General features: G+C 58.4%; 24 protein-coding genes and 1 pseudogene. 19 read left to right on the top strand and 6 right to left on the bottom strand.

Translation table 11 applies throughout. The features are described 5' to 3' along the window. Nucleotides 1–89: 89 nt before the first annotated feature. Nucleotides 90–943, top strand: a protein-coding gene (locus tag AC3ITA_RS13590; RefSeq protein WP_223549508.1) for an IS5 family transposase whose coding sequence is annotated in 2 segments (ribosomal slippage) — nt 90–431 and nt 434–943 — 852 coding nt in all. Because the reading frame shifts where the segments join, the coding sequence is not laid out codon by codon here. Between the two features lie 455 nt (nt 944–1,398). On the opposite strand, the gene AC3ITA_RS13585 is transcribed toward AC3ITA_RS13590, so the two are convergent. Then, nucleotides 1,399–5,319 (bottom strand): YobI family P-loop NTPase, encoded by a 3,921-nt coding sequence (locus AC3ITA_RS13585; protein WP_489280610.1) that lies wholly within the window; start codon nt 5,317–5,319, stop codon nt 1,399–1,401. A gap of 1,661 nt (nt 5,320–6,980) precedes the next feature. Here AC3ITA_RS13585 and AC3ITA_RS13580 point away from each other — a divergent pair. Both AC3ITA_RS13580 and AC3ITA_RS13575 read left to right on the top strand, forming a co-directional pair. Further along, nucleotides 6,981–7,271 (top strand): type II toxin-antitoxin system ParD family antitoxin, encoded by a 291-nt coding sequence (locus AC3ITA_RS13580; RefSeq protein ID WP_092357218.1) that lies wholly within the window; start codon nt 6,981–6,983, stop codon nt 7,269–7,271. Between the two features lie 2 nt (nt 7,272–7,273). After that, a complete protein-coding gene (locus tag AC3ITA_RS13575; RefSeq protein WP_489280608.1) occupies nt 7,274–7,630 on the top strand; it encodes a type II toxin-antitoxin system RelE/ParE family toxin in 357 nt (118 codons plus the stop codon). Nucleotides 7,631–7,837: 207 nt separating this feature from the next. Here the strand turns inward: AC3ITA_RS13575 and AC3ITA_RS13570 are convergent, their stop codons facing one another. Both AC3ITA_RS13570 and AC3ITA_RS13565 read right to left on the bottom strand, forming a co-directional pair. After that, nucleotides 7,838–8,002, bottom strand: coding sequence for an integrase arm-type DNA-binding domain-containing protein (locus AC3ITA_RS13570; protein ID WP_489280607.1), 165 nt, complete (start codon nt 8,000–8,002; stop codon nt 7,838–7,840). Nucleotides 8,003–8,409: 407 nt separating this feature from the next. Then, nucleotides 8,410–8,799, bottom strand: a complete 390-nt coding sequence (locus AC3ITA_RS13565; protein ID WP_489280606.1) for a LysR substrate-binding domain-containing protein — start codon at nt 8,797–8,799, stop codon at nt 8,410–8,412. Between AC3ITA_RS13565 and AC3ITA_RS13560 the strand changes: the two genes are divergently transcribed. Then, complete coding sequence (locus tag AC3ITA_RS13560; protein WP_489280604.1) at nt 8,798–9,337, top strand: IclR family transcriptional regulator; 540 nt, start codon at nt 8,798–8,800, stop codon at nt 9,335–9,337. The two genes, AC3ITA_RS13565 and AC3ITA_RS13560, sit on opposite strands and share 2 nt — an antisense overlap. Nucleotides 9,338–9,340: 3 nt before the next feature. Here the strand turns inward: AC3ITA_RS13560 and AC3ITA_RS13555 are convergent, their stop codons facing one another. Beyond that, complete coding sequence (locus AC3ITA_RS13555; RefSeq protein ID WP_489280603.1) at nt 9,341–10,276, bottom strand: hypothetical protein; 936 nt, start codon at nt 10,274–10,276, stop codon at nt 9,341–9,343. Between the two features lie 344 nt (nt 10,277–10,620). Here AC3ITA_RS13555 and AC3ITA_RS13550 point away from each other — a divergent pair. Beyond that, nucleotides 10,621–10,830 (top strand): annotated as a pseudogene (locus AC3ITA_RS13550) (transposase); the annotation flags it as partial. A gap of 265 nt (nt 10,831–11,095) precedes the next feature. On the opposite strand, the gene AC3ITA_RS13545 reads toward AC3ITA_RS13550, so the two are convergent. Then, nucleotides 11,096–12,382, bottom strand: coding sequence for a type II toxin-antitoxin system HipA family toxin (locus AC3ITA_RS13545; RefSeq protein WP_489280602.1), 1,287 nt, complete (start codon nt 12,380–12,382; stop codon nt 11,096–11,098). Beyond that, nucleotides 12,375–12,692, bottom strand: a complete 318-nt coding sequence (locus AC3ITA_RS13540; protein WP_095942191.1) for a helix-turn-helix domain-containing protein — start codon at nt 12,690–12,692, stop codon at nt 12,375–12,377. Before AC3ITA_RS13540 ends, AC3ITA_RS13545 begins: the two co-directional genes overlap by 8 nt. Before the next feature lie 322 nt (nt 12,693–13,014). On the opposite strand from AC3ITA_RS13540, the gene AC3ITA_RS13535 reads away from it, so the two are divergent. The 14 genes from AC3ITA_RS13535 (at nt 13,015) to abaF (ending at nt 26,766) form a co-directional block, all read left to right on the top strand. Further along, nucleotides 13,015–13,686 (top strand): GntR family transcriptional regulator, encoded by a 672-nt coding sequence (locus tag AC3ITA_RS13535; protein ID WP_224789992.1) that lies wholly within the window; start codon nt 13,015–13,017, stop codon nt 13,684–13,686. 114 nt (nt 13,687–13,800) lie between these two features. After that, nucleotides 13,801–14,733: a 4-hydroxyproline epimerase gene (locus AC3ITA_RS13530; RefSeq protein WP_414927593.1), complete on the top strand. Its 933-nt coding sequence runs from the start codon at nt 13,801–13,803 to the stop codon at nt 14,731–14,733. Beyond that, a complete protein-coding gene (locus tag AC3ITA_RS13525; protein ID WP_489280600.1) occupies nt 14,730–15,845 on the top strand; it encodes an NAD(P)/FAD-dependent oxidoreductase in 1,116 nt (371 codons plus the stop codon). The genes AC3ITA_RS13530 and AC3ITA_RS13525 overlap by 4 nt, the downstream gene beginning before the upstream one ends. Further along, nucleotides 15,838–16,074, top strand: coding sequence for a (2Fe-2S)-binding protein (locus tag AC3ITA_RS13520; RefSeq protein ID WP_095942195.1), 237 nt, complete (start codon nt 15,838–15,840; stop codon nt 16,072–16,074). The genes AC3ITA_RS13525 and AC3ITA_RS13520 overlap by 8 nt, the downstream gene beginning before the upstream one ends. Continuing rightward, a complete protein-coding gene (locus tag AC3ITA_RS13515; RefSeq protein ID WP_489280598.1) occupies nt 16,071–17,327 on the top strand; it encodes an FAD-dependent oxidoreductase in 1,257 nt (418 codons plus the stop codon). Before AC3ITA_RS13520 ends, AC3ITA_RS13515 begins: the two co-directional genes overlap by 4 nt. Before the next feature lie 74 nt (nt 17,328–17,401). Continuing rightward, the gene (locus tag AC3ITA_RS13510; protein WP_489280597.1) at nt 17,402–18,151 is read left to right on the top strand and encodes an AraC family transcriptional regulator; all 750 of its coding nucleotides are present in this window, start codon (nt 17,402–17,404) and stop codon (nt 18,149–18,151) included. Nucleotides 18,152–18,469: 318 nt separating this feature from the next. Then, nucleotides 18,470–19,288: an ABC transporter substrate-binding protein gene (locus AC3ITA_RS13505; protein WP_046042020.1), complete on the top strand. Its 819-nt coding sequence runs from the start codon at nt 18,470–18,472 to the stop codon at nt 19,286–19,288. 10 nt (nt 19,289–19,298) lie between these two features. Further along, on the top strand, nt 19,299–21,077 hold the full coding sequence (gene lhpI, locus AC3ITA_RS13500; RefSeq protein WP_489280596.1) for a cis-3-hydroxy-L-proline dehydratase: 1,779 nt from the start codon (nt 19,299–19,301) through the stop codon (nt 21,075–21,077). After that, nucleotides 21,070–21,735 carry an amino acid ABC transporter permease gene (locus tag AC3ITA_RS13495; protein WP_095942198.1) on the top strand — a complete coding sequence of 222 codons (666 nt, stop codon included), beginning with the start codon at nt 21,070–21,072 and terminating at the stop codon, nt 21,733–21,735. The genes lhpI and AC3ITA_RS13495 overlap by 8 nt, the downstream gene beginning before the upstream one ends. A 10-nt stretch (nt 21,736–21,745) precedes the next feature. Next, entirely contained in the window at nt 21,746–22,396 is a 651-nt protein-coding gene (locus AC3ITA_RS13490) for an amino acid ABC transporter permease (protein ID WP_223458077.1), read from the top strand. After that, nucleotides 22,389–23,111 (top strand): amino acid ABC transporter ATP-binding protein, encoded by a 723-nt coding sequence (locus AC3ITA_RS13485; protein ID WP_489280594.1) that lies wholly within the window; start codon nt 22,389–22,391, stop codon nt 23,109–23,111. Before AC3ITA_RS13490 ends, AC3ITA_RS13485 begins: the two co-directional genes overlap by 8 nt. 115 nt (nt 23,112–23,226) lie before the next feature. Further along, entirely contained in the window at nt 23,227–24,255 is a 1,029-nt protein-coding gene (locus tag AC3ITA_RS13480; protein WP_095942201.1) for a trans-3-hydroxy-L-proline dehydratase, read from the top strand. A 126-nt stretch (nt 24,256–24,381) separates the two neighbouring features. After that, the gene (locus AC3ITA_RS13475; RefSeq protein ID WP_489280593.1) at nt 24,382–25,299 is read left to right on the top strand and encodes a dihydrodipicolinate synthase family protein; all 918 of its coding nucleotides are present in this window, start codon (nt 24,382–24,384) and stop codon (nt 25,297–25,299) included. A gap of 72 nt (nt 25,300–25,371) precedes the next feature. Further along, a complete protein-coding gene (gene abaF, locus AC3ITA_RS13470) occupies nt 25,372–26,766 on the top strand; it encodes a fosfomycin efflux MFS transporter AbaF (RefSeq protein ID WP_150672475.1) in 1,395 nt (464 codons plus the stop codon). Nucleotides 26,767–26,899: the final 133 nt, after the last annotated feature.

Raw genomic sequence — 26,899 nt, 5'->3', positions numbered from 1 at the left:
GCTCTGTACGAAATCTACCGAAACTCATTTGAGCCCCACAAACGCCGGGATTCAGTAGAGTCCGCGCCCATCAAAGGCAGGAGCCCATGATGGTCAAACGGTACGAACTTCCCGACGCAGCCTGGGATTTGGTTGCAGATATCTTCAGTGAGCCCCGCCGTAACGGACGCCCACGGACAGATGATCGTCTGATGCTTAACGGCGTGCTCTGGGTGCTTTGCTCAGGGGCCGCTTGGCGCGATATGCCGGAGCGCTTCGGCCCATGGTCGACGGTGTATCAGCGCTTTCGTGACTGGCGCAACCGCGGAGTTTTCGATCAGATGCTTAGGCGGCTTCATATTCGCTTGAACGAACAAGGTCTGATTGATCTGGAAACCTGGATGATCGACTCCACGGCTGTTCGTGCAACCCGAGCCTCATCAGGCGCCGGGAAAAAAGGGGGCCTGAAGAACCGCAAGACCATGCGCTCGGACGTAGCCGGGGCGGCCTGACGACCAAGATCCACATGCTGTGCGATGCCAATGGCGTCCCCCTGCGTTTTCTACTGTCGGGTGGGCAAGCCAGCGACATCGCTTATGCCCAGCCGTTGCTGGATGAGGCTTACATCCCAAGCCTGCGTGGGCGCCCGCGCAAACGCTGCCGATGGTTGCTGGCTGACAAGGGCTATGATGCCGAGGCGTTGCGCCGTTACTGCGACCGTTATCGGATGCAGCCGGTAATCCCGTTGCGCAGCATGAAGCGAAAGCCCAAGCCGGGTTTACCGAGACTGTTTGATCGCCCTAAATACCGTCAGCGCAACATCATCGAGCGCATGTTCGGATGGCTAAAGGAGAATCGCCGCATCGTTACGCGGTTCGACAAACTCGCGAAAAGTTATGCGGCGATGGTCTCGCTGGCTTGTGCCATGCGGTGTTTGCGACAGTACTTTTCGTACAGAGCCTAGGAACAGCTCATGGGGGCCATGCCCTTTTGACGCATTCATGAACGGCCATACCACCGCCGAGCCACTGGGCGTGAGTACACATCGGTCTTCGTAGGGCACAACGAAGTCAAGCTGCTGCATAGCAATAAAGGACTCCAAAGGTGATTGCTTTAAGTGGCGAGCCATCCTCGCACAGGCGACATACAACGACCCGCTTCAATCACGCGGCTTGGCACACATCCAAGCCTTACGACCGAGAGCCCAAGCGGTAGGGCACCGCAGTAGTAGTGAGCTCCTAGGTAGACTTATCACAGGGTTGTCGTTCCCTCCTTCGCCTAATCCATGTGCTACCCCGAATTTGGGCAATCGACGATTCTCGCAAACACCAACTTAAAATGGCCTCAGGCACCATCTTAGAATTCGGTGCTTGCGCTTCATCCAAGAACAGCTTTTATGAAACCGGGCCAACAAGCAGTTTACTCTGCGCTTTCCGTATCCTTCATTTCACTCGGCCGGGTGTTCGCTATGAGCATGTCACCCTTCGTCGTTACGCTACCAACAAAACCTCTTGCGCGCAGCGCCGTCATAAACCGTAAATTGGCCGCAGTGGGTGCCACCTCAATCTTTTTCACGTTAGGCGCTAACCGGTCAAAGCCTTCCGCTAGCAGCCCAAGCAACGCCGCCACATCTGTCCACGTACTTGACGCTAAACAATGGGCGAGCATTTCCTGTCGCTGTTCTGAAGACAGTCCATCCTCAGCTATGAGCTTTCTCAATATGGGAGCAAACGAGACAGGGAAACGCGAGAAGCCTTCGTTGAGACTGCTACAGAGTCTGGCAATTTCCGTGGCGACCACTTTGTGGGTATCAAAAATTTCAACCGGTATAGCGGTCCACATTGTGACCTTTGCATCCAGTGTCAGCACGCTGCTTTGGCTGAGCGTGAGCACCATTTCGGTGGGCAGTTGGGTAAAGTCGATATGCTCTCGTGCCTGACGCCAGTGCGCAAGGAGATAAGGAACCTCCAAGTTGAGGTCGTATGTGCGGATACAGTCTCGGATCTCAGGAGTGAATGCCAAGAAATCCGCGCTCGCCAGCATCGCCCAGCGTTCTGCTGGCAATCTGCCTAAGGAACCACTTAGGATCACCGGATTATTCAGGTTCAGCCCAGCGAATAGCTCGACAACGGTTTCGTTGTCGACTGCTGGTGCGCTCAGTAGATAACTCTGCAAATCTATATGTCGGGCCTGATTGCTTACCCATAAATGTTGGTTGAGCAATTTTGCGTGTAGCTTGATGAAATCCGCAAAGGCCAACATGTCTGCCGGCTCGCAACCTTTATCAGTAAGGGCTGGCAGCAAGACGTTGTTGAAGAAAGACCAGACGGCGTCAACTCGCATCGAAACGCGATCAGTTGATAGCACAATCGCCCACAGTTTTTGAGGTAAGTCCTCCAAGCGCTCAACCTCACAAATCGTGCGCGCAAACAGCAGGTGCATGCTGGTTGTTTCCGCTGCAACGTCGAGCACTTTCAGCAACGTTGAAAGTGACGCGGCTGACTCCTCCAATTCACCCGTTTGACTCAAAAGCACATTTGCCAGCGCGTCAGGCGACTCAAGCAACTGCTCATCAAGGCCCGTAATATTCAGCGCCTTGAGGCGACGGTAAGTGACGCTCGCGCTGCCGTGAGCGGATTTGCTTTGTAGGTCATCGGCAGTTTTGGGGTCACCCTTCTGACAAACTAGGGTAAGCATGTGCAGGTTAAAATCGATACAGCGCCATTCGATCAGTTGCGCAAGATCATCCAGAGGCGTGGTTTCGCCCAAGTGATTGAACTGAACGGGTAAAGTCTTCAACCAGCTCCACCCGCCCTCGCCCACTTTGAGTTGTGGCATCAAGCGCGAGTTGTCTTCAAGCGCCTCAATGGCGCTGCGAATTTCAGTGTTCGGATGAACATCGAGTGCCTGCAACTGGTCGGCGGTCAACCCATCCAGGATGGCGCCAATAAGCAACTGCTTCAGGATCACCGTCTCGAATCGAGGTGCCTCCGTCAGCAGTGCACGAAACAAACCAGGTTCAAATTCAAAGATGGCGCGAACAAAACGATGTGAATTCGACCCCGAAATCAGTAACTCGGCCGCCTCCGCCATCCTGCCCAGATGATCTTTCAATCCGCTCCTGAAAATGGTCATGAGCAACTCGCGCGCGTGACTCCAATCGGGCGCGGAGTAGGCGTCACTCACCAGGTAATCGATCAGCGTTGCGATGATACCCCTTCCATCGCCAAGGTCGTCGACATCGAGTTTTTCCACCACTGTCTTGGGCGCGCTGATGACGGTCGTCACGTCCGGAATGGCGCCGCCTCTGAGCCCCAGCAGCAGGTTTTTATCTTCCGCGGTGAGCGAGCCAGGGTAAAAGTAGCCAAAGTAATCTGGGTAATCGGTATCAAGGTAGCCGTGGCGCATCAGGTAGATGACAATTTCCAGACCCGCTAGATTTTGCAGGATCACTTCGCCATAGCCGTGTTTGGCGGCGCCACGAAAGGTCAGGCGATTGATCAGACTCGACTGTAAACGCTGCTCGGATATCTTTGTATCAATTCTGCCCATCGTTTGCTGGAGCAGGTCATAACGCTTTTGGTAGTTTGTCGAAGCAAGCAGTTCCAATGGTGCATCGGGCACCGACGTCGAGTTTGATATCTGGCTATATCGGTCAAGCGTTATCATCGCTAACTTAGCGTTTTGAGAAAAAATGGTGTCAAAGACGTCATCGCGAACAAACTCGCGCAATGAGTAGTGGCCCGCATCTCGAATGCGCACATGAGAAGCGAATTCAGCACCAGATTTCTCTAATAGCGCCAACCAAACGTGCGTCCGTAGTTCGGCTGCGCTGCTAGCGACTTCCTGCACCTTCCGCTCGCGCTCCTCGCGCAGCGCCTGATAAACACTCTCAGCGTTTTTGTGCAGTTGACTCCGCCATTCGCGAAAGCCATGAAGCGTCTCGTAAATAGGCCCTCGGCGCTTTACCAGCTCGGCATACTCATTCGGGTGCAAGTTGCGAATCGCGATAATTGCAAATAGCTTATTGGGGGCCAGCTTCAAGCCCGACCCCGCTCTCAGAATGCTGGAGAACATGTCAAATTCGTTGACGATATTTTTGATCAAGCGCATGTCATCAATAAAATATGACACGGTTTCAAGCAGATGCGGATTCAGCCCAGTGTCTAACGGCACCCCGTTGAGCTTTCTCAACCCCAGCAGCTCAATCATCTTCTCGCGTGAATTTTCCGAGTTGACAACCGGGATGATCGGAATAATCAGGTCAAAAAACTTGGTTTTCTCACCCACTGCGAACAGTTCATCGCGTAGCGCGTACACAAAGTACACGCGCCGCTGAATCTGTGGTGACTGCTTGATGATGAAATTGATCTCACGCAAGCGCGTGAACACATCTTGAATGCCGAAGCGATCCAGGTCTTCGATCACCACCACATTGATATTGCTGCGTTCAAAACAGTAAATAATCTCGTCGACATTTTTGTGCAGCACCGAACCTTGGTGCGTCGTTTCCAACTTACCTCCCTTGATGGTGAAGCCGTCAATGCTGATCGAGGACAGCAACCTTAGCCCAAAGAACACCAGGTACACGCCGCCCACACCGAGCGCTGCGACCGCCATCCAATCCGGAAGTAGCAACAGCCAGCCGCGTAACCACTCAGGGATGATGATCAGTGGTTTCTCTGCCACGGGCGCATATAGCCTTAGGGCGCACACCATCAGTAAAACGAAGAACGCGGTGTAGCCCCAGAGCGCAGACAATGAGGCTTGAACGATGCGTTTCAAGCGGGTTTTGGGCAGTTGCTTTGACGGCACGGCATACAGCAACTGCTGAACGATGGCTTCCTCGATTCGCGTTGAAAGATCGGTGTCGCCTGCAGGTTCTGAGGTTAGTTTTTCTGGCGGCCGAGCAGTGGGCTGGCCATTAGCCGCGGGCACCGAGGGGTCTTTGTTGTCCCCAGCCTGGTCGCGCTCCTTGCCAAAGGCGGCTAATGAAATAAACGCAAAGTTGAATTCCGGATGCCTATCCACAAACGTACGGATCACGCTGCTTTTGCCAGCGCCATACTCACCGGTGATCGCGACATTACGCACTTGGTCATTGGCCAGCGCACTCAACAGCTCACGCTCATAGCGTTGCGACGAAGGCAGGTCTAACAGAACAGGCGTCAGCGGCTCGAAGATCGTGGTGCCATTCGGAACCCTCAAAAAATCCTGCGCGGCCTGCAGCGCCTTACGCAACGCCGTGGTGTATCGCCGATACTGTCCAATGCCCTGGCAAATCATTGCAGTGCCACGTTTATGAACTGAATGGAAAAATGCCACTACAGGCCTGAGCATCCGTGTCTCCTATCTGACGATAAATCTGCCGAGGACACCCCCGCCAAAAGCCCTGATCTGGAATACACAGCCGATAACGGCTGGCTTGCTTTCAGGATCCCAGATGATAGCGCACCGCCATCTCTCTAGGCGATGTGTCTAACCAGGCAGGTAAGAAAGATAGCTTCCCGCTGGAAGACAACGGCGTGCGCGCCACGGCGGAGACGACTGACGTTTCCAGAGAGCTGCCGCTACTCATCAATCCTTGCGAGGATGATCCTGCCACGTACTTGATGCATAGCCTGGATCCACGGCACCCCACAGGCCTGATCGTAGCCACAGGCAATGCGCAACAGCTAGCACGCGCCAATGCTTCGATTCACATCTATGGTCTGAACCGTCTGAAACTGTTCCTCGCCTGGTCGGCGGAACGATGGAGATGCCTCCGGTGACAAGTGGGTCGGCCAGAAGAAGGTGCCGAGCTGCTCCTCGTCATGTGAACCGAAGTGAGCGCGCGCGACTTGGTCAACGCGATGTTGGATACCTGCACCTGTGCGCACCCAGCCATGCGCACAGGCTATACGTCGGGCCAGAACTGGGCCTTCGTCATTGACGACGGGGGGAGATCATGCTCTGCAAAAATCGGCGTATAGGCCGAATCGAAGAACTGATCAGAGCTCATCCCTTCCACCGCTTGAGCAGGATCCGTACCCCGATAAACCGGATAGCGCACGGGTTCGTACGGTACGTACTCCGCAGCGGCATCTACGGTGGCCACATTCGCTTACTTTAGCTCCTGGAAAGAGCCAGCCTGATCATTGGCAGGCATCCCCTCCTCGCCTGCCACCACCTAACTGACCTGCTCCACCACTTCGATGACCTCGGCCACTGCAACATCCGCTCTCATCCGAAACAAGAACCAAATCGATTGCACGCAGATGGAAGGCTGCTGCCGACGCATTGCAGCATAAAAATACTGCAACGCAACGCGGAGGCAGGATGAGGACGGTCACAAGAACATTAAATACTGACTTCAGGGCGTACACTGAAAGACAGCCAAAGCCACACTGGTGTTTATCAGGAATCGCCGTTCGAGATCGCTTGAACACCCGGTGCGAATTGGGGCAAAAATGGGGGCATAACTTGATTTTTTTAGCTGAAAGCACCGTCCTAGAGCCAAGTCAAAATGTTTTTTGGCGACCCTGACAGTCTTTAGGCGTCGTCGCGCAGGCAGTTTATCTGATCATTTTTGCCTTTCCACAAACCTGGAGCTCCATTCACTTCCAGTGGATTGCTCCACTCGAGGGCATATCTGAGGGCATGCTTTGGATGGTTTGAAAAGGATGCCCCCAGCCTAAGGCCAAGTGAGCTATTGATGAGGATAGCTCCGACCGGACACTCTGCGATTCGATAGACCGGCCTGAAGCTTTCAGCGAAATGGTGGACACTGGAATCGATGAGCGAACAACACCACCTCCGTACAGACTCGTTTTCCAGCTAAGAAATTAACCGTTAAAATTCAATTGCTTTGTTATGGGCGGATGACTTTGAACCTTGCTGATTGGCGCCGAGTCAGCCATCACCTGATCGCCAATGTCGGCCCCAAGCTATTCTCCCCGAGCGAAAATGGCATAATATGCCAACAATCAAAAGTACCTGTTTGCATAGAACTGGAGCTAGTTATGGCGACGCGAAACGTTGTGCTCACCCCTCACCAGGAACAAGTTATCCATGACTTGGTGCAGTCCGGCCGTTATCAGAATGCCAGCGAAGTGATGCGAGAAGGTTTACGTTTATTGGAGCAGCGCGTCGCCGAAGACACCGCCAAAATCGAGGCACTGCGTCAAGCGACCTCGATCGGCATCATGGATCTTGAGCGCGGGCGCTTTACTCAGGTGAACGAAGGGGATCTGGAGCACTACCTCGAGGGCTTGAGCCTGGAGGCAACCCTCCCCGCGAGAGAGAAACACTGAGCATGCCGCAGTATCGGATTTCCAACCCGGCGCGCGCCGACATTGTCGACATCCTTAGGCTCTCCCAGACGCAGTTCGGCGATCAAGCACGCCAGCGCTACCAGGCGCTGATCCTCGCGGCGCTGCAATCGCTTGCCGACACGCCTTATCGCATTGGCAGCCATGACCGCGATGAGCTTGCACCGGGCCTTCGCAGCTATCACCTCATCTATTCACGCCAGCAGGCCAAACAAACCCATGGAACGGTCAAAAGCCCACGCCATATCGTGTTCTATCGTGTGGCAAACGACGACGTGATCGAGGTCGTCAGACTCCTTCATGACACCATGGAAGTGCAGTTGCACTTGCCTAACGACTGATCAGCGACCTGGCCCAACGGCTTAACTGGCCAGGAATAGCGAAGGTAAGGCGCCCCCTCTATATCTCAACCTGAGCGCCCTCGTTGTCAGCCGACTTGGCGGCCAATTGAGGCGGGAGGTTCTGGGTCCAACCGGGCTATCGAGACCCACGACCAGAAACACTATGTTCAACTTTGCGTACCACTTTCAATGCAGAACAACCGCTTCTTAGGCGTTTTCCGTGACCAGGCGACTAGCATTACGCTCCAGCTGTCGATGGACACGCGGATCGATGCCCCTAGCGACCAGAGCCCTGGCAACATCACGCAGAGCACGAGCATCTCGCGAGTCAATTTCAGGATAGGTGCAGAGAGACAGACCCGACAACTCCACTTAAGGATATCGACTCATTACCCATATCCTCTTCCGAACGACCAAGGATTTGCCAGATACGGAGGCGCACTGAATACCAGCCACTGCCATACTGTAGTCCGTCAGAGATCCCCATTCGCAATCACTCGCACACTCGGTGCGAATGGGGGCAAAAGTGGGGGCAAACAAAAGCGTTATCGACCTAAAAACATTGTCCTAGAGCCAAGTCAAAATGTTTTTTGGGGATCCTGAGAGTCTCTAGGCTTCGTCGGGCAAGCCGTTCAACTGATCATTTCTGCATTTTCACGTTCCATGGAGACCCATTCACTTCCAGTGGATTGCCACACTCGGGGGCATATCTGAGGGCATACTTTGGATGGTTTGAAAAGGATGCCACCAGCCCAAGCCCTAACAATCCCCTCTCGAAATCACTCTCGACCAAGCCAAAGAGTGGCCTCCTTCCACGCTCCAACCGTCACAAGGTCTTCCAAGGTCTCCAGCAGAAACTTTTCCCAACTCAATGCCAATCGACTGTTTCGGCGATCTTTGAGTGTGGTCAACGGAACCGTGGAGCGAATGCCCAGTCGTTCAATCGCATGGCCGACCAAGATCCCTTTGGCGATGCCCTTTTGGACTGCTGCATGAGTAAGAATCGAATAGCCCATGCCCTCAGCCACCAGGCGCTTGGTCAGACCGACGCTGTCGACATCGAATACGACATTCAACTGAAAGCAATTTTGCGCCGCCACCTGTTCGATCAGGCGCCGATTGCTGTGGAGCAATCCTGGGAGGATCAACGGAAAATCCGCCAGGCCCATGATTGATACGCCCGGTGCCGGCAAGGCGCCGATAAACCGTTCGCTTGAGCGCAGCCTGGAAATCATGCGGGCATTTCGTGCAGGCACGGAGTATCTGGGCAATGGTGAGATCAGCGAACGCACCGGTTTGTCCAAGTCCACCATCAGTCGTTTGACTCAGACCCTGATCCACAGCGGCATGCTGGTGTACAACGGCCAGCGCAGTGCTTATCGCCTCGCACCCGCCACCTTGTGTTTCGCCAATGCGATGTACAACAGCAGTTCGCTGGTACACCTGGCCGCGCCGCTGATGCGAGAAGCGGCCCATGCACTGAAGGTGGATGTCGGGATAGCCGCAGCCGAGCTCGATGAAATGGTCTACTTGGAGTCCATCCGCATCAGTCGCAAAAACCCGCCGCGCACCGTGCAGACCGACCAACATGTGCCCACGGAATTCACCTCCCTGGGGCGCGCCTACCTGGCGACGATCAGCCCGCAGGAGCGGCAAGCGTTGATGGTGCTGGCAGACAAGATCCGCGCCGGCTTCAATGCCGTCTGACGGTCAGCCGGGGCGTCCGTGCCTGGGTAACGTGGTTAAATAGTCATCCATGCGTTGGATAAGGAGATCGGTCAGCTGTTTCATAGAAGGGATGGGAGTGATGACAGGGTGACTTTGCGGATACTCAAAATCTTCAATCTGTTTTTTCACAACGATTTCAATACTATTATCGGCCATCACCTTGGCTACGGCAATAAAACCGTTATCTAACGGATGGGCACGTTCACCCGCTTGCACGCCGGGATAGTTAACGGCAGGCTGAAAATCACTGAGGACAGCTATCAGCCTGACCGAGGAGTAAATCCACGGCCGAACATCAGAAACGAGCGCTCCATATAGATTAATCAGAATGATTCCGCTCAACAGTGCGCCCACCGAATGCCCCTGCACATCGATGAAGCTGAGCCTGGCTGGCGCTACTTTGCTCCATGCTTTGCGCAGGTACGGCAGCAGATTAAAAATGTTCAACAGGCTCGCAATAACAGACAGTGGAATTAAAAACAATGCTCCTAGTCCGACGCCAATTAAAAGTACGAACCCAAGTAGGGTAAACACGAAGGCTCCCAAGAGTAGCCATGCAGGAATATAAAAGGCAAGCACTAGAAATCCGACGGTAATATCAAATGATTGCGGTGGCAGCCCCAAGGCTTCAGCCACAATCCATCTGGAAATGGCTGTCGATATCAACAACACCAATAAGTGCAGCAAAATGACGGGTGCTTTACCAAAAGGCTTATCCCATACAGAGATAAACCAGCGGTATATGCGCAGACACACAAACATGAAGCCGACAACAAACCCTATAGAAGCAATTAAAATAGCATTATTTAATATTGCAGACCCCGCCAGCACTGACAAAAACATTCCGATCACTGTGATAATGACGGAAAAACTGTAAAAGCGCCCCGACCAGTTCATATTCTGAAATTTAACCTTCAATCTCCCAAACTCCAACATCATCCCTCTCCATTATTCAATAACTTTATATAAAACCATTGACGATTCCCAAGTATTCAACCGCTTTACGCACTATTATCTATACTTATCATAAGCAGCCTTTGAAGCTGGAGCCATGCCTACCACTTCTCCCTGCTATGACATCGCCATATACTTTCGGACATGGACAATATAGCCAACTCAGGGCGCATTGATATAGAGAGTTTCTGCAGTTCTCCTTGGCTATCGGCATATTCGTGTACTTTTTCTCAGGAAGGCTCAATTTGAATCGCCCCGGGCTTCGTAAACACCTCGCTGCCTTAAACTGAGGCCAATTAGGAGAGGCCATGAGCAACCCGCATTACCCCGAAGAATTCAAAATCCAAGCGGTCAATCAAGTGACCGAAAAGAAGCTACCTGCTGCTGATGTAGCGGCACGTCTTGGTGTGTCGACGCATAGCCACTATGCTTGGATCAAGCGCTACAGAAACCTCAAGAAGAACGGCAAAGATAACCAGCACTCTGCACTGCGTCGTTTGCGAGCGGAACTCAAGCGATTTAGTCGAATATACCTAAGCGCTGAGCCCAACTCGCTTGAGACATCGAGATATTGGTTTATTTTTTGCCTAGGGAGCGATCAGCCACCCTGACTCGAACCGATGTTGTTTTTTGGCGACCCTGACAGTCTTTAGGCGTCGTCAGGCAGGCTGTTTATCTGATCAACTTTTAATAGACCAAACACCCCGTCTTCGACAGCACAGGACCCTATGTGCTCGAAGCACGCGGCAGCTTCAATCATGAGAGTCGCCGTTGCTCCGATCTTCAACGGCGACCGCTGCCCGCGTGACCGCGGTGTAACCGAGCTACGTTCTGATCGATGCGGCCCTGGATCGTACGCAAGGTGTCTTGAGTAATAACCCGTGGGTAAAGGTTCTCGGCGATGGTTGCAAACCGGCTCGCTACATCACAAATGCCGTCGATCACTCTGCCTGCAGCGTCCGGGGGCACCTCGGCTTCCTCGGCAAGCCGAAGCATTTGCGTGCGGGAAATCGACAGGGCCTCCCCCATCACATCCATCTGGTGATAGCCACCTGGCCCCTCGCAGAAGGTCACGTCGTAAGCCGGCGACAGTCTCCACTGACCGTCTTGCGACATGATGTAGGCAAAGTTCTTGGGATGATCGTCTCTGTTGTTGAACGCAACATTGAAGACGGCACGTTCGAAGGCCACCGCCATCCCTCGCACGTCGTTGGTACACATCTGTGTTGCCCGCAAGAAGTTGACATAGTCCAACACCCCCGGAGACCGGTAATTTGCCCCCGTAAAGGCCGCGAGGCTTTGCATGGGTATGCGCAGACCATCCCGGCGGTCAAATCGCTTACTGGCAAACGCTGCCAACCCATTAGGCAGACTGAAGTAGTGTGTGTCAGGGGTCTCGATACCGCACATGCGCAGGCACTCGGCGTAGACCATCTCGATAGCACACACCTCGGCATGTTCTTCTTTGGCCGGGAACTTGATCAACCATGCTTCAAAGTCCGGCGTGACGGCAGTGGTAAACCCGCCAGTTTCGGGATCGCGATAGACCAGGGCCTTAGGCCTTGCACCTTGAGGCGAGCCGCCCACCAGCAGCAACCTCTGCAGGAACTCGCCACCGTCTCCATGGAGCACTTCCTGCACTTGGGCGGCAAGCTGTTCCAGCGGGATGTGGACTTCAGCTTCCTGACCTTCGGGTGCCACGGGCTCAAACGTCATGGCGCCCATCGCATTGCTACCGATGTAGGCCAGCCGTTCCAGTGAGCCGATGCGCGCCGTGGTGAGCCCGCGGCGCCTGAACATACGGTCCATCAGCAACATGCCCCAGCCATCCGGCAACGAGTCGTAAACAGGCCCTGGCAAGTACAGTTGGTGGTCTGGAAAATCTCGGCGCAACTGAGTCCCCTCCAACGGCAACATGTAGGAGGACAGTTCCAAGCCCCTTTGCCTGGCTTCATTGCTGTACTCGAACACGATCAGCGGGCGACCGGTCAGGGCGGTGGTGGAGACCAGCGTGCCCCATTGCCATCGCTCCCCCCAGCCCTCGTAGAAGACGTTCACCTGCTCAAGCATTACCGGACTTCCTCTTTGTACGGAGACGATTGGCGCTGTTTTCGTAGCGCCGAATATCCTCGATGCTTTCCAGCTTTGGCAGGAACAGGCCTTCGAGCTCCTTGGCTCGGCCAAGGGCCATCGCCACCCGGACAACGTTCTCGAACCCGACATTGCGCCCGGCTTCAAGGTTGGACACGGTGTTGGTGCCGATGCCGGCACGCCCGGCCAAGTCGGCTTGTGTCATGTCCAGCGCCAAGCGCTCTGTGCGCAAGCGAGCGCAGAGGCGCTTGACGACCTCACTCGGCTTGCTGAAGCTTAAATCCAACATAGTGTGTACCCAGCCCATTCTGTGCGAGTTAGCTCCCAAAATTATAGAATTAACGCCAAGTCCCATCAAGTTGCGTAAATCCATTACTTTGTGTCTTATCGGTTATTTTATAGATTTAGCCACAGTTTACTGGACTTACCTATCATCAAGCCCAAGGAGAAGGACGCCCCCGGATGGAGCTAACTTTTGGCGGCCGTTCAGAATCGTAGTGTTCCCGTTTTGTTGTAGCGGGTTGCAGGACCGACACCGACGTCGAACCGGGGAAGATCGGCAAAAGAATTTCGTATACCCTAGCGCTATCTCACTCCACATGACCGCCGCCGTGAACCTGACCAAACTCAACGCACCTGATCTTGGTAACACGCCTTCGACTTCGGAAATCATCACCCGCCATCTGCGGGATGCGATTGTCGCCGGGCATTTTGCCGAGGATGAGCCGATCCGCCAGGACGACATCGCCCGCCAGTTCAATGTCAGCAAGATCCCGGTGCGCGAAGCCCTCAAGCGGCTGGAGGCCGAAGGGTTGGTGATGTTCCAGCGCAATCGCGGGGCGATGGTCACGCGGGTTTCCGATGCGGAACTGGCGCAGATGTTCGAAGTGCGGATGTTGCTGGAGGACAAGATTCTGCGCCTGGCCATTCCGAACATGACCGAAGAAACCTTCGCCCGTGCCGAGCGCATCTGTCAGGAATTCATCGGCGAGGACGACGTGGGGCGCTGGGCCGAGCTCAACTGGGAGCTGCATTCCTGCCTGTACGAGCCGGCGCAGCGACCGTTTCTGGTGAGTCTGATCCGTTCGGTCAACGACAAGCTGGAGCGTTATTTACGCATGCAGATGAGCTTGTCGGCCGGTAAGGAACGGGCCGATCACGAACACCGCGAGATCCTGGCGGCCTGCCGCGCCGGGGATGTGGACCTGGCGGTGAAGCTTCTGGACGAGCACATTGCCGGCGTCTGCACGACCCTGTTCGAGCACCTGCCCCACACCCACTGACCGCTGTGGACGCTGTGCCGATTTCGTCATCGACACAGACTAAATCCATCAAGCCGACACCCCGCCGCACGGGCCACTCTTGCGTTCACTCAACCGAATGGACGTGGCCCTCCCATGAAACGCATCTGTGTGATCGACTCCCACACCGGCGGCGAACCGACCCGCCTGGTGACCGCCGGCTTTCCTGACCTTGGCACTGGCAGCATGGCCGAACGACGCAGGGTATTAGCCGAACAGCATGATCAATGGCGCGCCGCCTGTGTGCTGGAACCACGGGGCAGTGACGTGCTGGTGGGTGCCCTGCTCTGCACGCCGGTGGACCCTGGCGCCTGTGCCGGGGTGATTTTCTTCAACAACACCGGTTATCTGGGCATGTGCGGCCACGGCACCATCGGCCTGGTGGCGTCGTTGGCGCACCTGGGCAAGATCGGCCCCGGCGTGCACAGCATCGAAACGCCGGTGGGCACGGTGCAGGCAACCCTGCACGAAGACCATTCGGTGAGCGTGCGCAACGTGCCGGCCTACCGTTATCGCAAGGCGCTGGCGGTGCAGGTGCCGGGTATCGGCCAAGTGGTCGGTGATATCGCTTGGGGCGGCAACTGGTTTTTCCTGATCGCCGAGCATGGCCAGCGGGTGGCCGGCGACAACCTCGAAGCGCTGACCGCCTACACCTTCGCCGTGCAGCAAGCACTGCAAGCCCAAGGCATTCGCGGTGAAGACGGCGGCTTGATCGATCACGTCGAGTTGTTCGCCGATGACGATCACGCCGACAGCCGCAACTTCGTGCTCTGCCCGGGCAAAGCCTATGACCGTTCGCCCTGCGGCACCGGCACCAGTGCCAAACTGGCCTGCCTGGCGGCCGACGACAAGTTGCAACCGGGGCAGATCTGGCGCCAGGCCAGCGTCATCGGCAGCGAGTTCGAGGGTTCCTACGAACTCCAGGGTGAGCGCATCGTGCCGACCATTCGCGGGCGCGCGTTCATCAGTGCCGAGGCGAGCCTGATCATCGAACAGGACGACCCGTTCGCCTGGGGCATTCGTCCATGAACGAGGGCCAGGTGGCCGATGTGATCGTGATCGGCGCCGGCATTATCGGCGCCGCCTGTGCCCAGGCGCTGGCCCGTCGCGGCTTGCAGGTGCTGGTGCTGGACGCCGGCCTGCACGGCGCCACGGCCGCTGGCATGGGCCACTTGCTGGTACTCGACGACAACCCCGCCGAACTGGCCCTGAGCCAATATTCGTTGCAGCGCTGGCGCGAACTGGGCACGGACCTGCCCGACAGCTGTGCCTACCGCTGCAACGGCACGCTGTGGCTGGCGGCGAATGCCGAAGAAATGGCAGTGGCCCACAGCAAGTTCCTGAATCTGCAAGCCCAGGGCGTGGCTTGCGAGCTGATCGGCGCCAGTGCCCTGCGCCAGCGCGAACCGGAACTGAGCGAAGGACTGGAAGGCGGCTTGTTGATCAATGGCGACGGCATTCTATACGCCCCGGCGACGGCCGGATGGATGCTCGAAACACCGAACATCCGCCAGCGCCGGGCACGGGTCAGTGCGGTCGACGGCAACCGCGTCTGCCTCGATGACGGTCACTGGTTGAGTGCCGATGCCGTGGTGTTGGCCAACGGTATTCAAGCCAGCGAGCTGTGCCCGGAATTGCCCATCGAGCCGAAAAAAGGCCACTTGCTGATCACTGACCGCTACCCCGGCAGCGTCACCCATACGCTGGTGGAACTGGGTTACGTCACCAGTGCCCACAACGCCACAGGGCCGTCGACCGCCTGCAATATCCAGCCGCGCCCCACCGGGCAACTGTTCATCGGCGCCTCGCGGCAATTCGGCACCACCGACCCGCAGGTCGAAGGCTGGATGCTCGCGAAAATGCTCAAGCGTGCCGCCGAGTACATGCCGGGGCTGGCCCGGCTCAATGGCATCCGTGCCTGGACCGGTTTTCGCGCCGCCAGCCCCGACGGCTTGCCGCTGGTGGGCCAACATCCACAACGTCAAGGCTTGTGGCTGGCAGTCGGTCACGAAGGACTGGGCGTAACCACCGCCCCCGGCACCGCCGATTTACTGGTGGCGCAACTGTTCAACGAAACCCCGCCACTGGCCGCACAACCCTATCTGCCCCAGCGTTTTCTCGGAGAACCGGTCTATGCCTGAATTGTTGCTGGACGGCCACGCCCTGAAAGTCGCCGAAGGCACCAGCGTCGCCGCGGCCCTGGCGTTTGCCAGTGACGGCTGCACGCGCACCTCGGTCAGCGGTCAGCGCCGTGCGCCGCTGTGCGGCATGGGCATTTGTCAGGAATGCCGGGTGACCATCGATGGCCGGCGTCGCCTGGCTTGCCAGACCCTGTGCCGTGACGGCATGCAGGTGGAGACTCGCCCATGAATGAATACGCTGATCTGTTGATCATTGGCGCTGGCCCTGCCGGGATGAGCGCCGCCCTTGCCGCCGCCCCCAGCGGCGCCCGCATTGTCATGCTCGACGACAACCCGTTGCCGGGCGGGCAAATCTGGCGCGACGGCCCTCAAGCCAACGTGCCCGGTCAGGCCCGGCGCCTGCGCGAGCGTCTGGCGTCGTGCAACAACATCCGCCATCACGCCGGTACTCGGGTGATCGCCGCCCCCGGCGCGAAACAACTGCTGGTGGAAGATGACGACCATGGCTGGTTGATCAGTTACGACAAGCTGATTCTGTGCACCGGCGCCCGTGAATTGCTGCTGCCCTTCCCCGGCTGGACCCTGCCGGGTGTCACCGGTGCGGGTGGTTTGCAGGCGCTGATCAAGGCCGGTTTGCCGGTGCAGAACGAGCGCGTGGTGATCGCCGGCAGCGGCCCGCTGTTACTGGCCAGTGCCGCCACCGCCAAACGGCATGGCGCGCAAGTACAACGCATCGCCGAACAAGCCAGCCGTAGCGCCGTCGCCGGTTTCGCCACGCAACTGCCGCGCTGGCCCGGCAAATGGCTGCAATCGTTCAGTCTGTTCGACCACCATTACCGCACCGCCACCCACGTATTGGCCGCGCTCGGCACCGACCGAGTGGAAGGCGTGCGCCTGCAACAACAAGGCAACATCGTCGAACTGGAATGTGATCGGCTGGCCTGTGGTTTCGGGTTGATTCCGAATATCCAGTTGGCTCAGGCACTGGGTTGCGCCATCGAAGATCAAACCATCGCGGTGGATGCCTGGCAGGCCAGCAACCGCGCCGACCATTATGCGGCGGGCGAATGCACAGGGTTCGGCGGCAGTGAGCTGGCCTTGGTGGAAGGTGCGATTGCCGGCCACGCTGCAGTCGGCAATCTGCAAGCCGCCAGGCAATTGTGGCCGCGCCGGGCGCACTGGCAGGGTTTCGCCAAGGCGCTGAACAGCGCGTTCGCCCTCGACCCGCGACTCAAGTCCCTGGCCCGCCCCGACACCCTGGTTTGCCGTTGCGAAGACGTGCCCTACGCGGCATTGACCGGTCACTCTGACTGGCGCGAAGCCAAACTCGCCAGTCGCTGCGGCATGGGCGCCTGCCAGGGCCGGGTGTGTGGCGGTGCTGTGCAGCATTTGTTTGGCTGGCAACCTTCGGCACCGCGTCCACCCTTCAGCCCGGCGCGGATCGAAACCTTGATGTCCCTGGACGATACCCCGCCAGCGTGATGACCATGCCAGGGGTTTCGGCCACGCTGCCGAGTCTCTATGATCCCGGGGGTCACCCTCAGACCCCCAGCGCCATGTATCCCTCGCTCACCTCCTTTAAACCTTGCGATCTGCCGACGCTGCTGAACAGCCTTCAGCCCATCGCGCCGTTGCTCGATACCCTGTCGGACGTGGTGTTTTTCATCAAGGACGGCGAGGCCCGCTACGCCTTCGTCAACCAGACCCTGGCCCGGCGTTGTGGTTTCAAACACAGGGACGAGCTGCTGGGGCGCACCGCCGAAATGGTCTTTCCGGAACGCTTCGGTCCGCTGTACACCGAGCAGGATCGGCGAGTGCTGTCCAGCGGTCGCGAACTGGCCGATCAGCTGGAGCTGCATTTGTATTATGGCAATCAGCCGATCTGGTGCCTGACCCACAAACTCGCCTTGAAGGATGAACAGGGTCGAATCGTGGGTCTGGCCGGTATCTCCCGCGACCTGCAATCGCCACAGTCGAACCATCCGGCGTTCCAGAAACTCGCCGCCGTGGATGCCCATATCCGCCGCCACTTCGCCCGCGCCATCAGCCTCGCCGAACTGACCGCCATCGCTGGCTATTCCGTGGCGCAATTGGAGCGGCACTGCAAACGGGTGTTCCAGCTCACCCCACGGCAAATGATTCACAAGGCGCGCCTGGAAGAAGGTTCGCGGTTGTTACTGCACACCGAGTTGCCGATCACCGAGATTGCCTTGCGCTGTGGTTACACCGACCACAGTGCCTTCAGCCGGCAGTTTCGGGCGCTGACCAGTTTGTCGCCGAGTCAGTATCGCGATAATCAGCGTTAGGCGGGAGATGAAGAGTGATCTTCCGGGCCTCATCCACCACAAAACCCGCAATGAACCGATAAACCGGCACGCACCTCTCACCTGCCAGTGTTCCTTAAAGGTGCGCCCACACACCCATTGCTCCCATCTGTAACACTGCCATCGTTTGCCCAGGCTTCCACTCTCCCGCCCGTTGCTCCCCCGCAAGACCTCTACTGCAAGGCCTGACGATTTATTCACTGTTAAAACTGGAATCGGGCACGCTGATTGCTATTGTTAATATCGTATACGAAATCCTCAATACGATAATCAACAGCACTTCACATCAACGAGGCCTCTATGAAAAACCCCGCATTTGCCGTAGCCCTCAGCGCTGTTCTCAGTACTTCTTTCATCGCCACTGCCCAGGCCGACAAGCTCGACGACATCATCGGTTCGGGCAAGCTGCGCTGCGCCGTGACCCTGGACTTCCCGCCCATGGGTTTTCGCGATGCCAGCAACTCGCCGGCCGGCTTCGATGTGGACTATTGCCGCGACCTGGCGAAGATCCTCGGGGTCGAGGCCGAAGTGGTGGAAACGCCGTTCCCGGATCGCATTCCGGCACTGGTCTCCGGGCGGGCTGACGTGATCGTCGCATCCACCTCCGACACCCTCGAACGCGCCAAGACCGTTGGCCTCACCGTGCCCTACTTTGCCTTCCAGATGGTGGTGCTGACCCGCGACGACACCGGCATCAACGGCTTCGACGACCTCAAGGGCAAAGCAGTGGGCAACACCAGCGGCACCTATGAGGCCATCGCCCTGGAGAAAGACGTGAAGAACTGGGGTTCGGGCAGTTTCCGAGCCTACCAGTCGCAGAGCGATACCCTGCTAGCTGTCGCCCAAGGCCACATCGATGCCACTGTGGTCACCAACACCGTGGCCGCCGCCACCCTCAAGTCGGGCAAATACAAAAACCTGAAAGTCGCCGGTAACGCCCCGTACGTCATCGACTACGTGTCCCTGGGTGCCAAACGCAGCGAGTTCGGCCTGCTCAACTACCTCAACCTGTTCGTCAACCAACAGGTGCGCACCGGTCGCTACAAGGAGTTGTTCGTTAAATGGGTCGGCACCGAGATCCCGCCGACCAACCTGACCGTGCCTCAGGTCTACTACTGAGATGTCCGGCATGCCTGGGCCAATTTCTCTGACCGGGCGCAGCCTGGTGGCGGGTGCCGCGCAAGGCGCCCTGCTGTTCGCCGATGTCGGCTTGAGCTTCTGGGGCGGCGTCGATCCCTGCACGGGTGAAGTCATCGACCGCCATCACCCGCTCAGCGGCCAACACCTGGCCGGCCGCGTGCTGGCGATTCCCAGTGGTCGCGGCTCGTGCACCGGCAGCAGTGTGTTGATGGAACTGATCAGCAACGGCCATGCACCGGCGGCATTGGTGCTGGCCGAAGCCGACGAGATCCTGACCTTGGGCGTGCTGGTGGCGCAGACCATTTTTGCCCGTTCCCTGCCGGTGCTGTGCATCGGTGGGGAGGCCTTCGCCGCCTTGCGCGGCCAGGCCTTCGCCCGGGTCGAAAATACAACGCTGAGCCTGTTCGATCACCTGCCGGGCGACGCCTGGCAGGCGCTTGACAGCCCATTACCAAACACTGACAGCACTGTCTCGATCAGGCTCACCGAGCACGATCGGGCGCTGCTCGATGGCCGGCATGGCAAGGCCGCGCAAATGGCCATGCAGATCGTCTTGCGTATGGCCGAACTGCAGGGTGCCGACCACTTGGTGGATGTCACTCAAGCACACATCGATGGCTGCATTTACACGGGACCGGCGAGCCTGCGCTTTGCCGGGCAACTGGTGCAATGGGGAGCAAAAGTGCGAGTGCCCACCACCCTCAATTCAATTTCCGTCGACCAGCGCCGTTGGCGCGAACTGGGTATCGACCCGGCACTGGGTGAACCGGCCAGTGCCTTGGGCGATGCCTATATGGCGATGGGCGCACAGCTCAGTTTCACCTGCGCGCCGTACCTGCTCGACACAGCACCGAAGGCTGGCGAGCAAATCGTCTGGGCCGAATCCAACGCAGTGGTCTACGCCAACAGCGTGCTCGGTGCACGCACCCTGAAATACCCGGACTACCTGGACATCTGCATCGCCCTCACCGGTCGCGCCCCGCTGATCGGCTGCCACCTGGACGCGCAACGCAAGGCCCGGTTGCTGATCGAGTTGCCTGCCCTCGGTGAACTGGACGATGCCTTCTACCCGCTGCTGGGTTACCACATGGGTGCCCTGGCCGGCAGTCGCGTGCCGCTGGTGCTGGGACTGGAAAAACGCAAACCGAGCCTGGACGACCTCAAAGCCTTTGGCGCGGCCTTCGCCACCACCTCTGCGGCACCACTGTTCCACATCGCCGGGGTCACCCCGGAGGCCATTGACCCGGCGCAGGTGCTGGATGCGGACACTTGCATTGCCGTGGAAAAAATCCGCCTGGAGGACCTGCTGTCGAGTTGGCGCGAACTCAACAGTGCTCGCGATAACCGGGTGGATGTGGTGTCGCTGGGTAACCCGCACTTTTCCCTCAGCGAGTTCGCTCACCTGGCGCGTCTGTGCCGGGGACGACAAAGACACCCGGATGTGGTGCTTGCCATCACCTGCGGCCGTGCCGTGTTGGAGCAGGCCCGCGAGGCCGGGCACATCGCCGTGATCGAAGCGTTTGGCGCGACCCTGATCACCGACACCTGCTGGTGCATGCTCGGCGAACCCGTCATCCCCCTGGCGGCTAAAACCCTGATGACCAACTCGGGCAAATACGCCCACTACGCACCGGGCCTGGTCGGCCGCCAGGTGCACTTCGCCAGCCTTGCCGAATGCGTCGACGCCGCCTGCACCGCAACGGCCAGCGGACGTTTGCCGGCCTGGTTACAACCTGCTGCCCTACTGGAGAGCCCTGCGCATGTTTGACTACAGCTTCCAATGGCGCTCCGCCCTGCGCGCCCTGCCGGACATGCTGGCCGGTGCCATAGTCACCTTCGAAACCGCCGCGCTGTCGATGATCTTCGGCGTGCTGATCGCCCTGGCCCTGACGGTGATGCGCGAGGCCAAACACCCCTTACTGCGCGGGTTCGGCAATGGTTGGGTATCGATTGCCCGCAACACCCCGTCGCTGTTCCAGATCTACATCCTCTACTTCGGCCTCGGCTCGCTGAACCTGCACGTCAGTTCCTGGTTCGCCCTGCTGGCCGGGATCACCTTCAACAATGCCGGGTATCTGGCGGAGAACTTTCGCGGCGGCCTCAAGGCCGTGCCGAACACCCAGGTGCGTGCGGCGCGTTCCCTGGGCATGAGTGCCTTCCAGGCCTACCGCATGATCATCGTCCCGCAACTGCTGCGGATCGTGTTCTACCCGCTGACCAACCAGATGGTCTGGGCGGTGTTGATGACGTCGCTGGGGGTGATCGTTGGGCTGAACAATGACCTGACCGGTGTGACCCAGGAATACAACGTCAAAACCTTCCGCACCTTCGAGTATTTCGCCATCGCAGCGGTGCTGTATTACTTGATTGCCAAGGCGATCGTCGCGGCAGCCCGGCTGATGGCCTGGCGGTTGTTCCGTTACTGAGGAGCTGTCCATGTTTTCCACCGATTTTTCCTCGAATGACCTGATGTTCCTGCTCAACGGTGCGTGGGTCACGATGCAGCTGACGTTCTGGTCGATCATTCTCGGCTCCTTGGCCGGGTTGTTCTTCGGCCTGCTGCGGGCCTTGTTGCCACGGGCCAGCCTGCCGTTGGCCTGGGTGCTGGACGTGTTTCGCAGCGTGCCGTTGCTGATCCAGTTCGTGCTGTTCAACTCGCTCAAAAGCATCGTCGGCTTGAACATCAGCGCCTTCAGCGTCGGCTGCATTGTGTTGGGGGTTTACGCGGCGGCGTACTTCACCGAGATCGTGCGTGCCGGCGTGCTGGCGGTGCCGTTCACCGTGCGCCGGGCCAGCCGTTCGTTGGGGCTGAGCTTCTTGCAGGACTTGCGCTGGATCGTCCTGCCGATGGCCACCCGGGTGGCGTTCCCCGGCTGGCTGAACCTGGTGCTCGGTGTCATGAAAGACACCGCGCTGGTGATGTGGATCGGCATCGTCGAACTGCTGCGCGCCTCGCAAACCATCGTCACCCGCATCCAGGAACCGTTGCTGGTGCTGTGCGTCGCGGGTCTTATCTACTACGTCATGAGCCTGGTGGTCGCACGCCTGGGCGCTCGTCTGGAAAGAAGGTGGCAAGAAAATGATTGAGATCGACAACGTACATAAATCCTTCGGCAACCTCGAAGTGGTCAAGGGCGTCAACCTGACGGTGAGCAAGGGCGAAGTGGTGTCGATCATCGGCGGCTCCGGCTCCGGCAAATCGACCTTGCTGATGTGCATCAACGGCCTTGAACCGATCCAGAAAGGCAACATCCGCGTTGACGGCGTCGAGGTCCATCACAGCGCCACCGACCTTAATCGCCTGCGGCAGAAAATCGGCATTGTGTTCCAGCAATGGAATGCCTTCCCGCACCTGACGGTGCTGGAAAACGTCATGCTCGCGCCGCGCAAGGTGCTGGGCAAAAGCAAGGCTGAAGCTGAAGAACTAGCGGTGAAGCAACTGACCCACGTCGGTCTGGGCGACAAGCTCAAGACCTTCCCTGGCAAGCTGTCCGGTGGACAGCAACAACGCATGGCCATCGCCCGCGCCCTGGCCATGTCACCGGACTACATGCTGTTTGACGAAGCCACCTCGGCCCTCGACCCACAGTTGGTCGGTGAAGTGCTGGACACCATGCGCATGCTCGCCGAAGACGGCATGACCATGGTGTTGGTGACCCACGAAATCCGCTTTGCCCGGGACGTGTCCGACCGTGTGGCGTTCTTCCGCAATGGCCTGGTGCATGAGATCGGGACGCCGGATCAGGTGATTGGCAATCCGCTGCATGCGGAAACGGCGGCGTTTCTCAAATCGGTGAAATAACTAACGGCCCGATCGCGAGCAGGCTCACTCCTACAGGGTTAGCGGTGCATATCGAACAGTGTAGGAGCGAGCCTGCTCGCGATGAGGCCCGCACAGACAAAACAAGGATCAGACCATGCGCTCATCAAAAGTTATCCACGTCGTCAGCTGCCACGCCGAAGGCGAAGTCGGCGATGTGATCGTCGGCGGTGTCGCCCCGCCGCCCGGCGCCACCGTGTGGGAACAGTCGCGCTGGATCGCCCGGGACGAAACCCTGCGCAATTTCGTCCTCAACGAACCCCGCGGCGGCGTGTTCCGCCACGTCAACCTGCTGGTCCCGGCCAAAGACCCACGGGCGCAGATGGCCTGGATCATCATGGAACCGGCGGACACCCCGCCGATGTCCGGTTCCAACTCGTTGTGCGTCGCCACCGTGTTGCTCGACAGCGGCATCCTGCCCATGACCGAGCCGCAAACCCGCCTGGTGCTGGAAGCACCCGGCGGCCTGATCGAAGCCGTGGCCGACTGCCGGGATGGCAAGGTGCAACGGGTGGAAGTGAAAAACGTGCCGTCCTTCGCTGATCGCCTGGATGCGTGGATTGAGGTCGAAGGCATCGGCTCGCTGAAGGTTGACACCGCTTATGGTGGCGACAGTTTCGTGATTGCCGATGCCAAAGGCCTGGGTTTCTCCATCCGTCCGGATGAAGCGGCCGACCTGGTGGCGGTCGGGCTGAAAATCACTCGAGCGGCCAACGACCAACTGGGCTTCGTGCATCCGCTGAACCCCGAGTGGTCGCACATTTCCTTCTGCCAGATCGCCGCGCCCATTGTCCATGAGAACGGCATCGCCACCGGCGCCAATGCGGTGGTGATTCAACCGGGCAAGATCGACCGCTCCCCCACCGGCACTGGTTGCTCGGCGCGCATGGCGGTGTTGCAGGCCAAAGGCTTGATGCAGGTTGGCGAGCGCTTTGTCGGCCGTTCCATTATCGGCTCCGAGTTCCACTGCCGCATTGATTCGCTGACCGAAGTCGCCGGCCGCGCCGCGATTTACCCGTGCATTTCCGGCCGGGCGTGGATCACCGGCACCCACCAATTGCTGCTCGACCCAAGCGATCCGTGGCCACAAGGCTATCGCCTGTCCGACACTTGGCCCGGCGCCTGATCATGCAATCCCTGAATCCCCAGACCAACGGCCAGTAAAACCCCCTGAAAACCCAAAAAAGCACTAGCCGAACTTTGTCATTTTAAATATCGTATACGAAATACAATTAACAAACCGGAGGCAACAATGAGCAAGCGCATTAACTGGAGTGGCGTCTTCCCAGCGGTGACCACTCAATTCAACGATGACTTCACGATCAACCTGGAAAAAACCCATCAGGTGATTTCCAACGTAATCCGCGACGGCGTGTCGGGCCTCGTGGTCTGCGGCTCGGTGGGAGAGAACACCTCGCTGACCGCCGAAGAGAAAATCGCCGTGACTGAGGTCGCTGTCGATGCCGCCCGTGGTCGCGTACCGGTGATCTGCGGCGTGGCCGAGTTCACCAGCCTACAAGCGGCCAAGGTCGCCAATGCCGTGCGCCGGGTCGGCGTCGATGGCGTGATGCTGATGCCGGCGCTGGTCTACGGTTCCAAGCCGTTCGAGACCGCCGAGCATTACCGCTACGTGGCGAAAAACGCCGACGTGCCGCTGATGGTCTACAACAACCCGCCTATCTATAAGAACGACGTCACCCCGGACATCCTGATTTCCCTGGCCGACTGCGACAACGTGGTGTGCTTCAAGGATTCTTCCGGCGACACCCGCCGCTTCATCGACGTGCGCAACGAAGTCGGTGACCGTTTCGTGCTGTTCGCCGGCCTCGACGACGTGGTGCTGGAAAGCATCGCCGTGGGTGCCGAAGGTTGGGTCTCGGGCATGTCCAACGTGTTCCCGAAAGAAGGCGAAACCATCTTCCGCCTGGCCAAGGCCGGACGTTTCGCCGAAGCCATGCCGATCTACGAATGGCTGATGCCGATCCTGCACCTCGATGCCCGTGCCGACCTGGTGCAGTGCATCAAGCTGTGTGAAGCCATTGCCGGTCGCGGCAGCGCCTTGACCCGTCCGCCACGCCTGGCCCTGCCGGAAGCCGACCGAGTATTCGTCGAGCAGATCATGGCCAAGGCATTGGCCAACCGCCCGGAACTGCCGGACGTCGGTCTCTGAGTGATTGCCGGGCGGGCCTTTACCGGCCCGACCCGGCTGCCCGTTTTTTGCGTCTCAACAAGGTACGTCAGCATGTCGAATCCTCAACACACGCAAAGCGCAACCACACCCTCGGGACTCAAACGCGTAGTGGCCGCCGCCATGGCCGGCACAGTCGCCGAATGGTATGAATTCTTTCTCTACGGCACCGCCTCGGCATTGGTTTTCGGCAAGCTGTTTTTCCGCCAGACCGACAGCCCCATCGACGGCATCATCGCCGCCTTCGCCTTGTACGCGGTCGGCTTTCTCGCCCGGCCGTTGGGCGGTCTGGTATTCGGTCACTACGGTGACAAATTCGGCCGCAAACGCCTGCTGCAACTGAGCCTGGTCGTGGTCGGCATCACCACCTTCCTGATGGGTTGCCTGCCTGGCTTCGACCAGATCGGTTACACCGCGCCGGTGTTGCTGGTGCTGTTGCGGTTGATCCAGGGCTTCGCTTTCGGTGGCGAATGGGGCGGCGCGATTCTGCTGGTGTCCGAACACTGCCCGGACAATCGTCGGGGCTTCTGGGCCAGTTGGCCGCAAGCCGGGGTGCCGGCCGGCAACCTGGTGGCCACGGTCGCCCTGCTGCTGTTGTCGTCGAACCTGTCGGAGCAACAGTTCCTTGCCTGGGGCTGGCGCGTGGCGTTCTGGTTCTCGGCAGTAGTGGTGTTGATCGGTTACTGGATTCGCACCAGCGTCGATGACGCGCCGATCTTCAAGGAAGCCCAGGCCCGTCAGGCACAGACCAAACAGCAACAGCTCGGTGTGGTGGAGGTGCTGCGTCATCACTGGCGTTCGGTGCTGGTGGGAATCGGCGCACGCTTTGCCGAGAACATCCTCTACTACACCGTGGTGACGTTCTCGATTACCTATCTGAAACTGGTGGTGCACAAGGACACTTCGCAAATTCTGCTGCTGATGTTCGGCGCGCACCTGGTGCACTTTTTCCTGGTCCCGCTGATGGGCTATCTGTCGGACATCGTCGGGCGCAAGCCGGTGTACCTGACCGGCGCGGTACTCACAGCGTTCTGGGGTTTCATCGGTTTCCCGATGATGGACACCGGCAACAACTGGCTGATCATGGCCGCCATCACCCTGGGCCTGGCCATCGAGTCGATGACTTATGCGCCTTACTCGGCACTGATGGCTGAAATGTTCCCGACCCACGTACGCTACACCGCTCTGTCCCTGTGCTACCAGGTGGCGCCGATCTTCGCCGGCTCCCTTGCACCACTGATCGCCATCACCTTGCTCAACAAGTACCACAGCTCGACTCCGATCGCCTGGTATCTGGTGGGTGCCGCGCTGATTTCCGTGGTGGCTGTCGGCCTGACCCGCGAGACCCGTGGCAAGTCATTGCGCCAGGTGGATGCCGAGTCGGCGGCGCGGGTTGCTGCGCTGGACCCAGCCCCGACTGGCCCACGCCGGGCCGATTCTCTGGCCTGAGTAAATCCCTGTAGGAGCGAGCTTGCTCGCGATGGACGTCAACGATAACGCGTGTTGTCTGAATGGAAGCGTTGTCCTTGCGTTTTTCGCGAGCAAGCTCGCCCACAGAGGTTTTGTGTTGCTCCCCCACTTT

Source organism: Pseudomonas sp. GL_090, from assembly GCF_057837765.1.
Note: the sequence above shows the minus strand (reverse complement) of the source record. Positions and strands in the feature narration are given on the sequence as shown.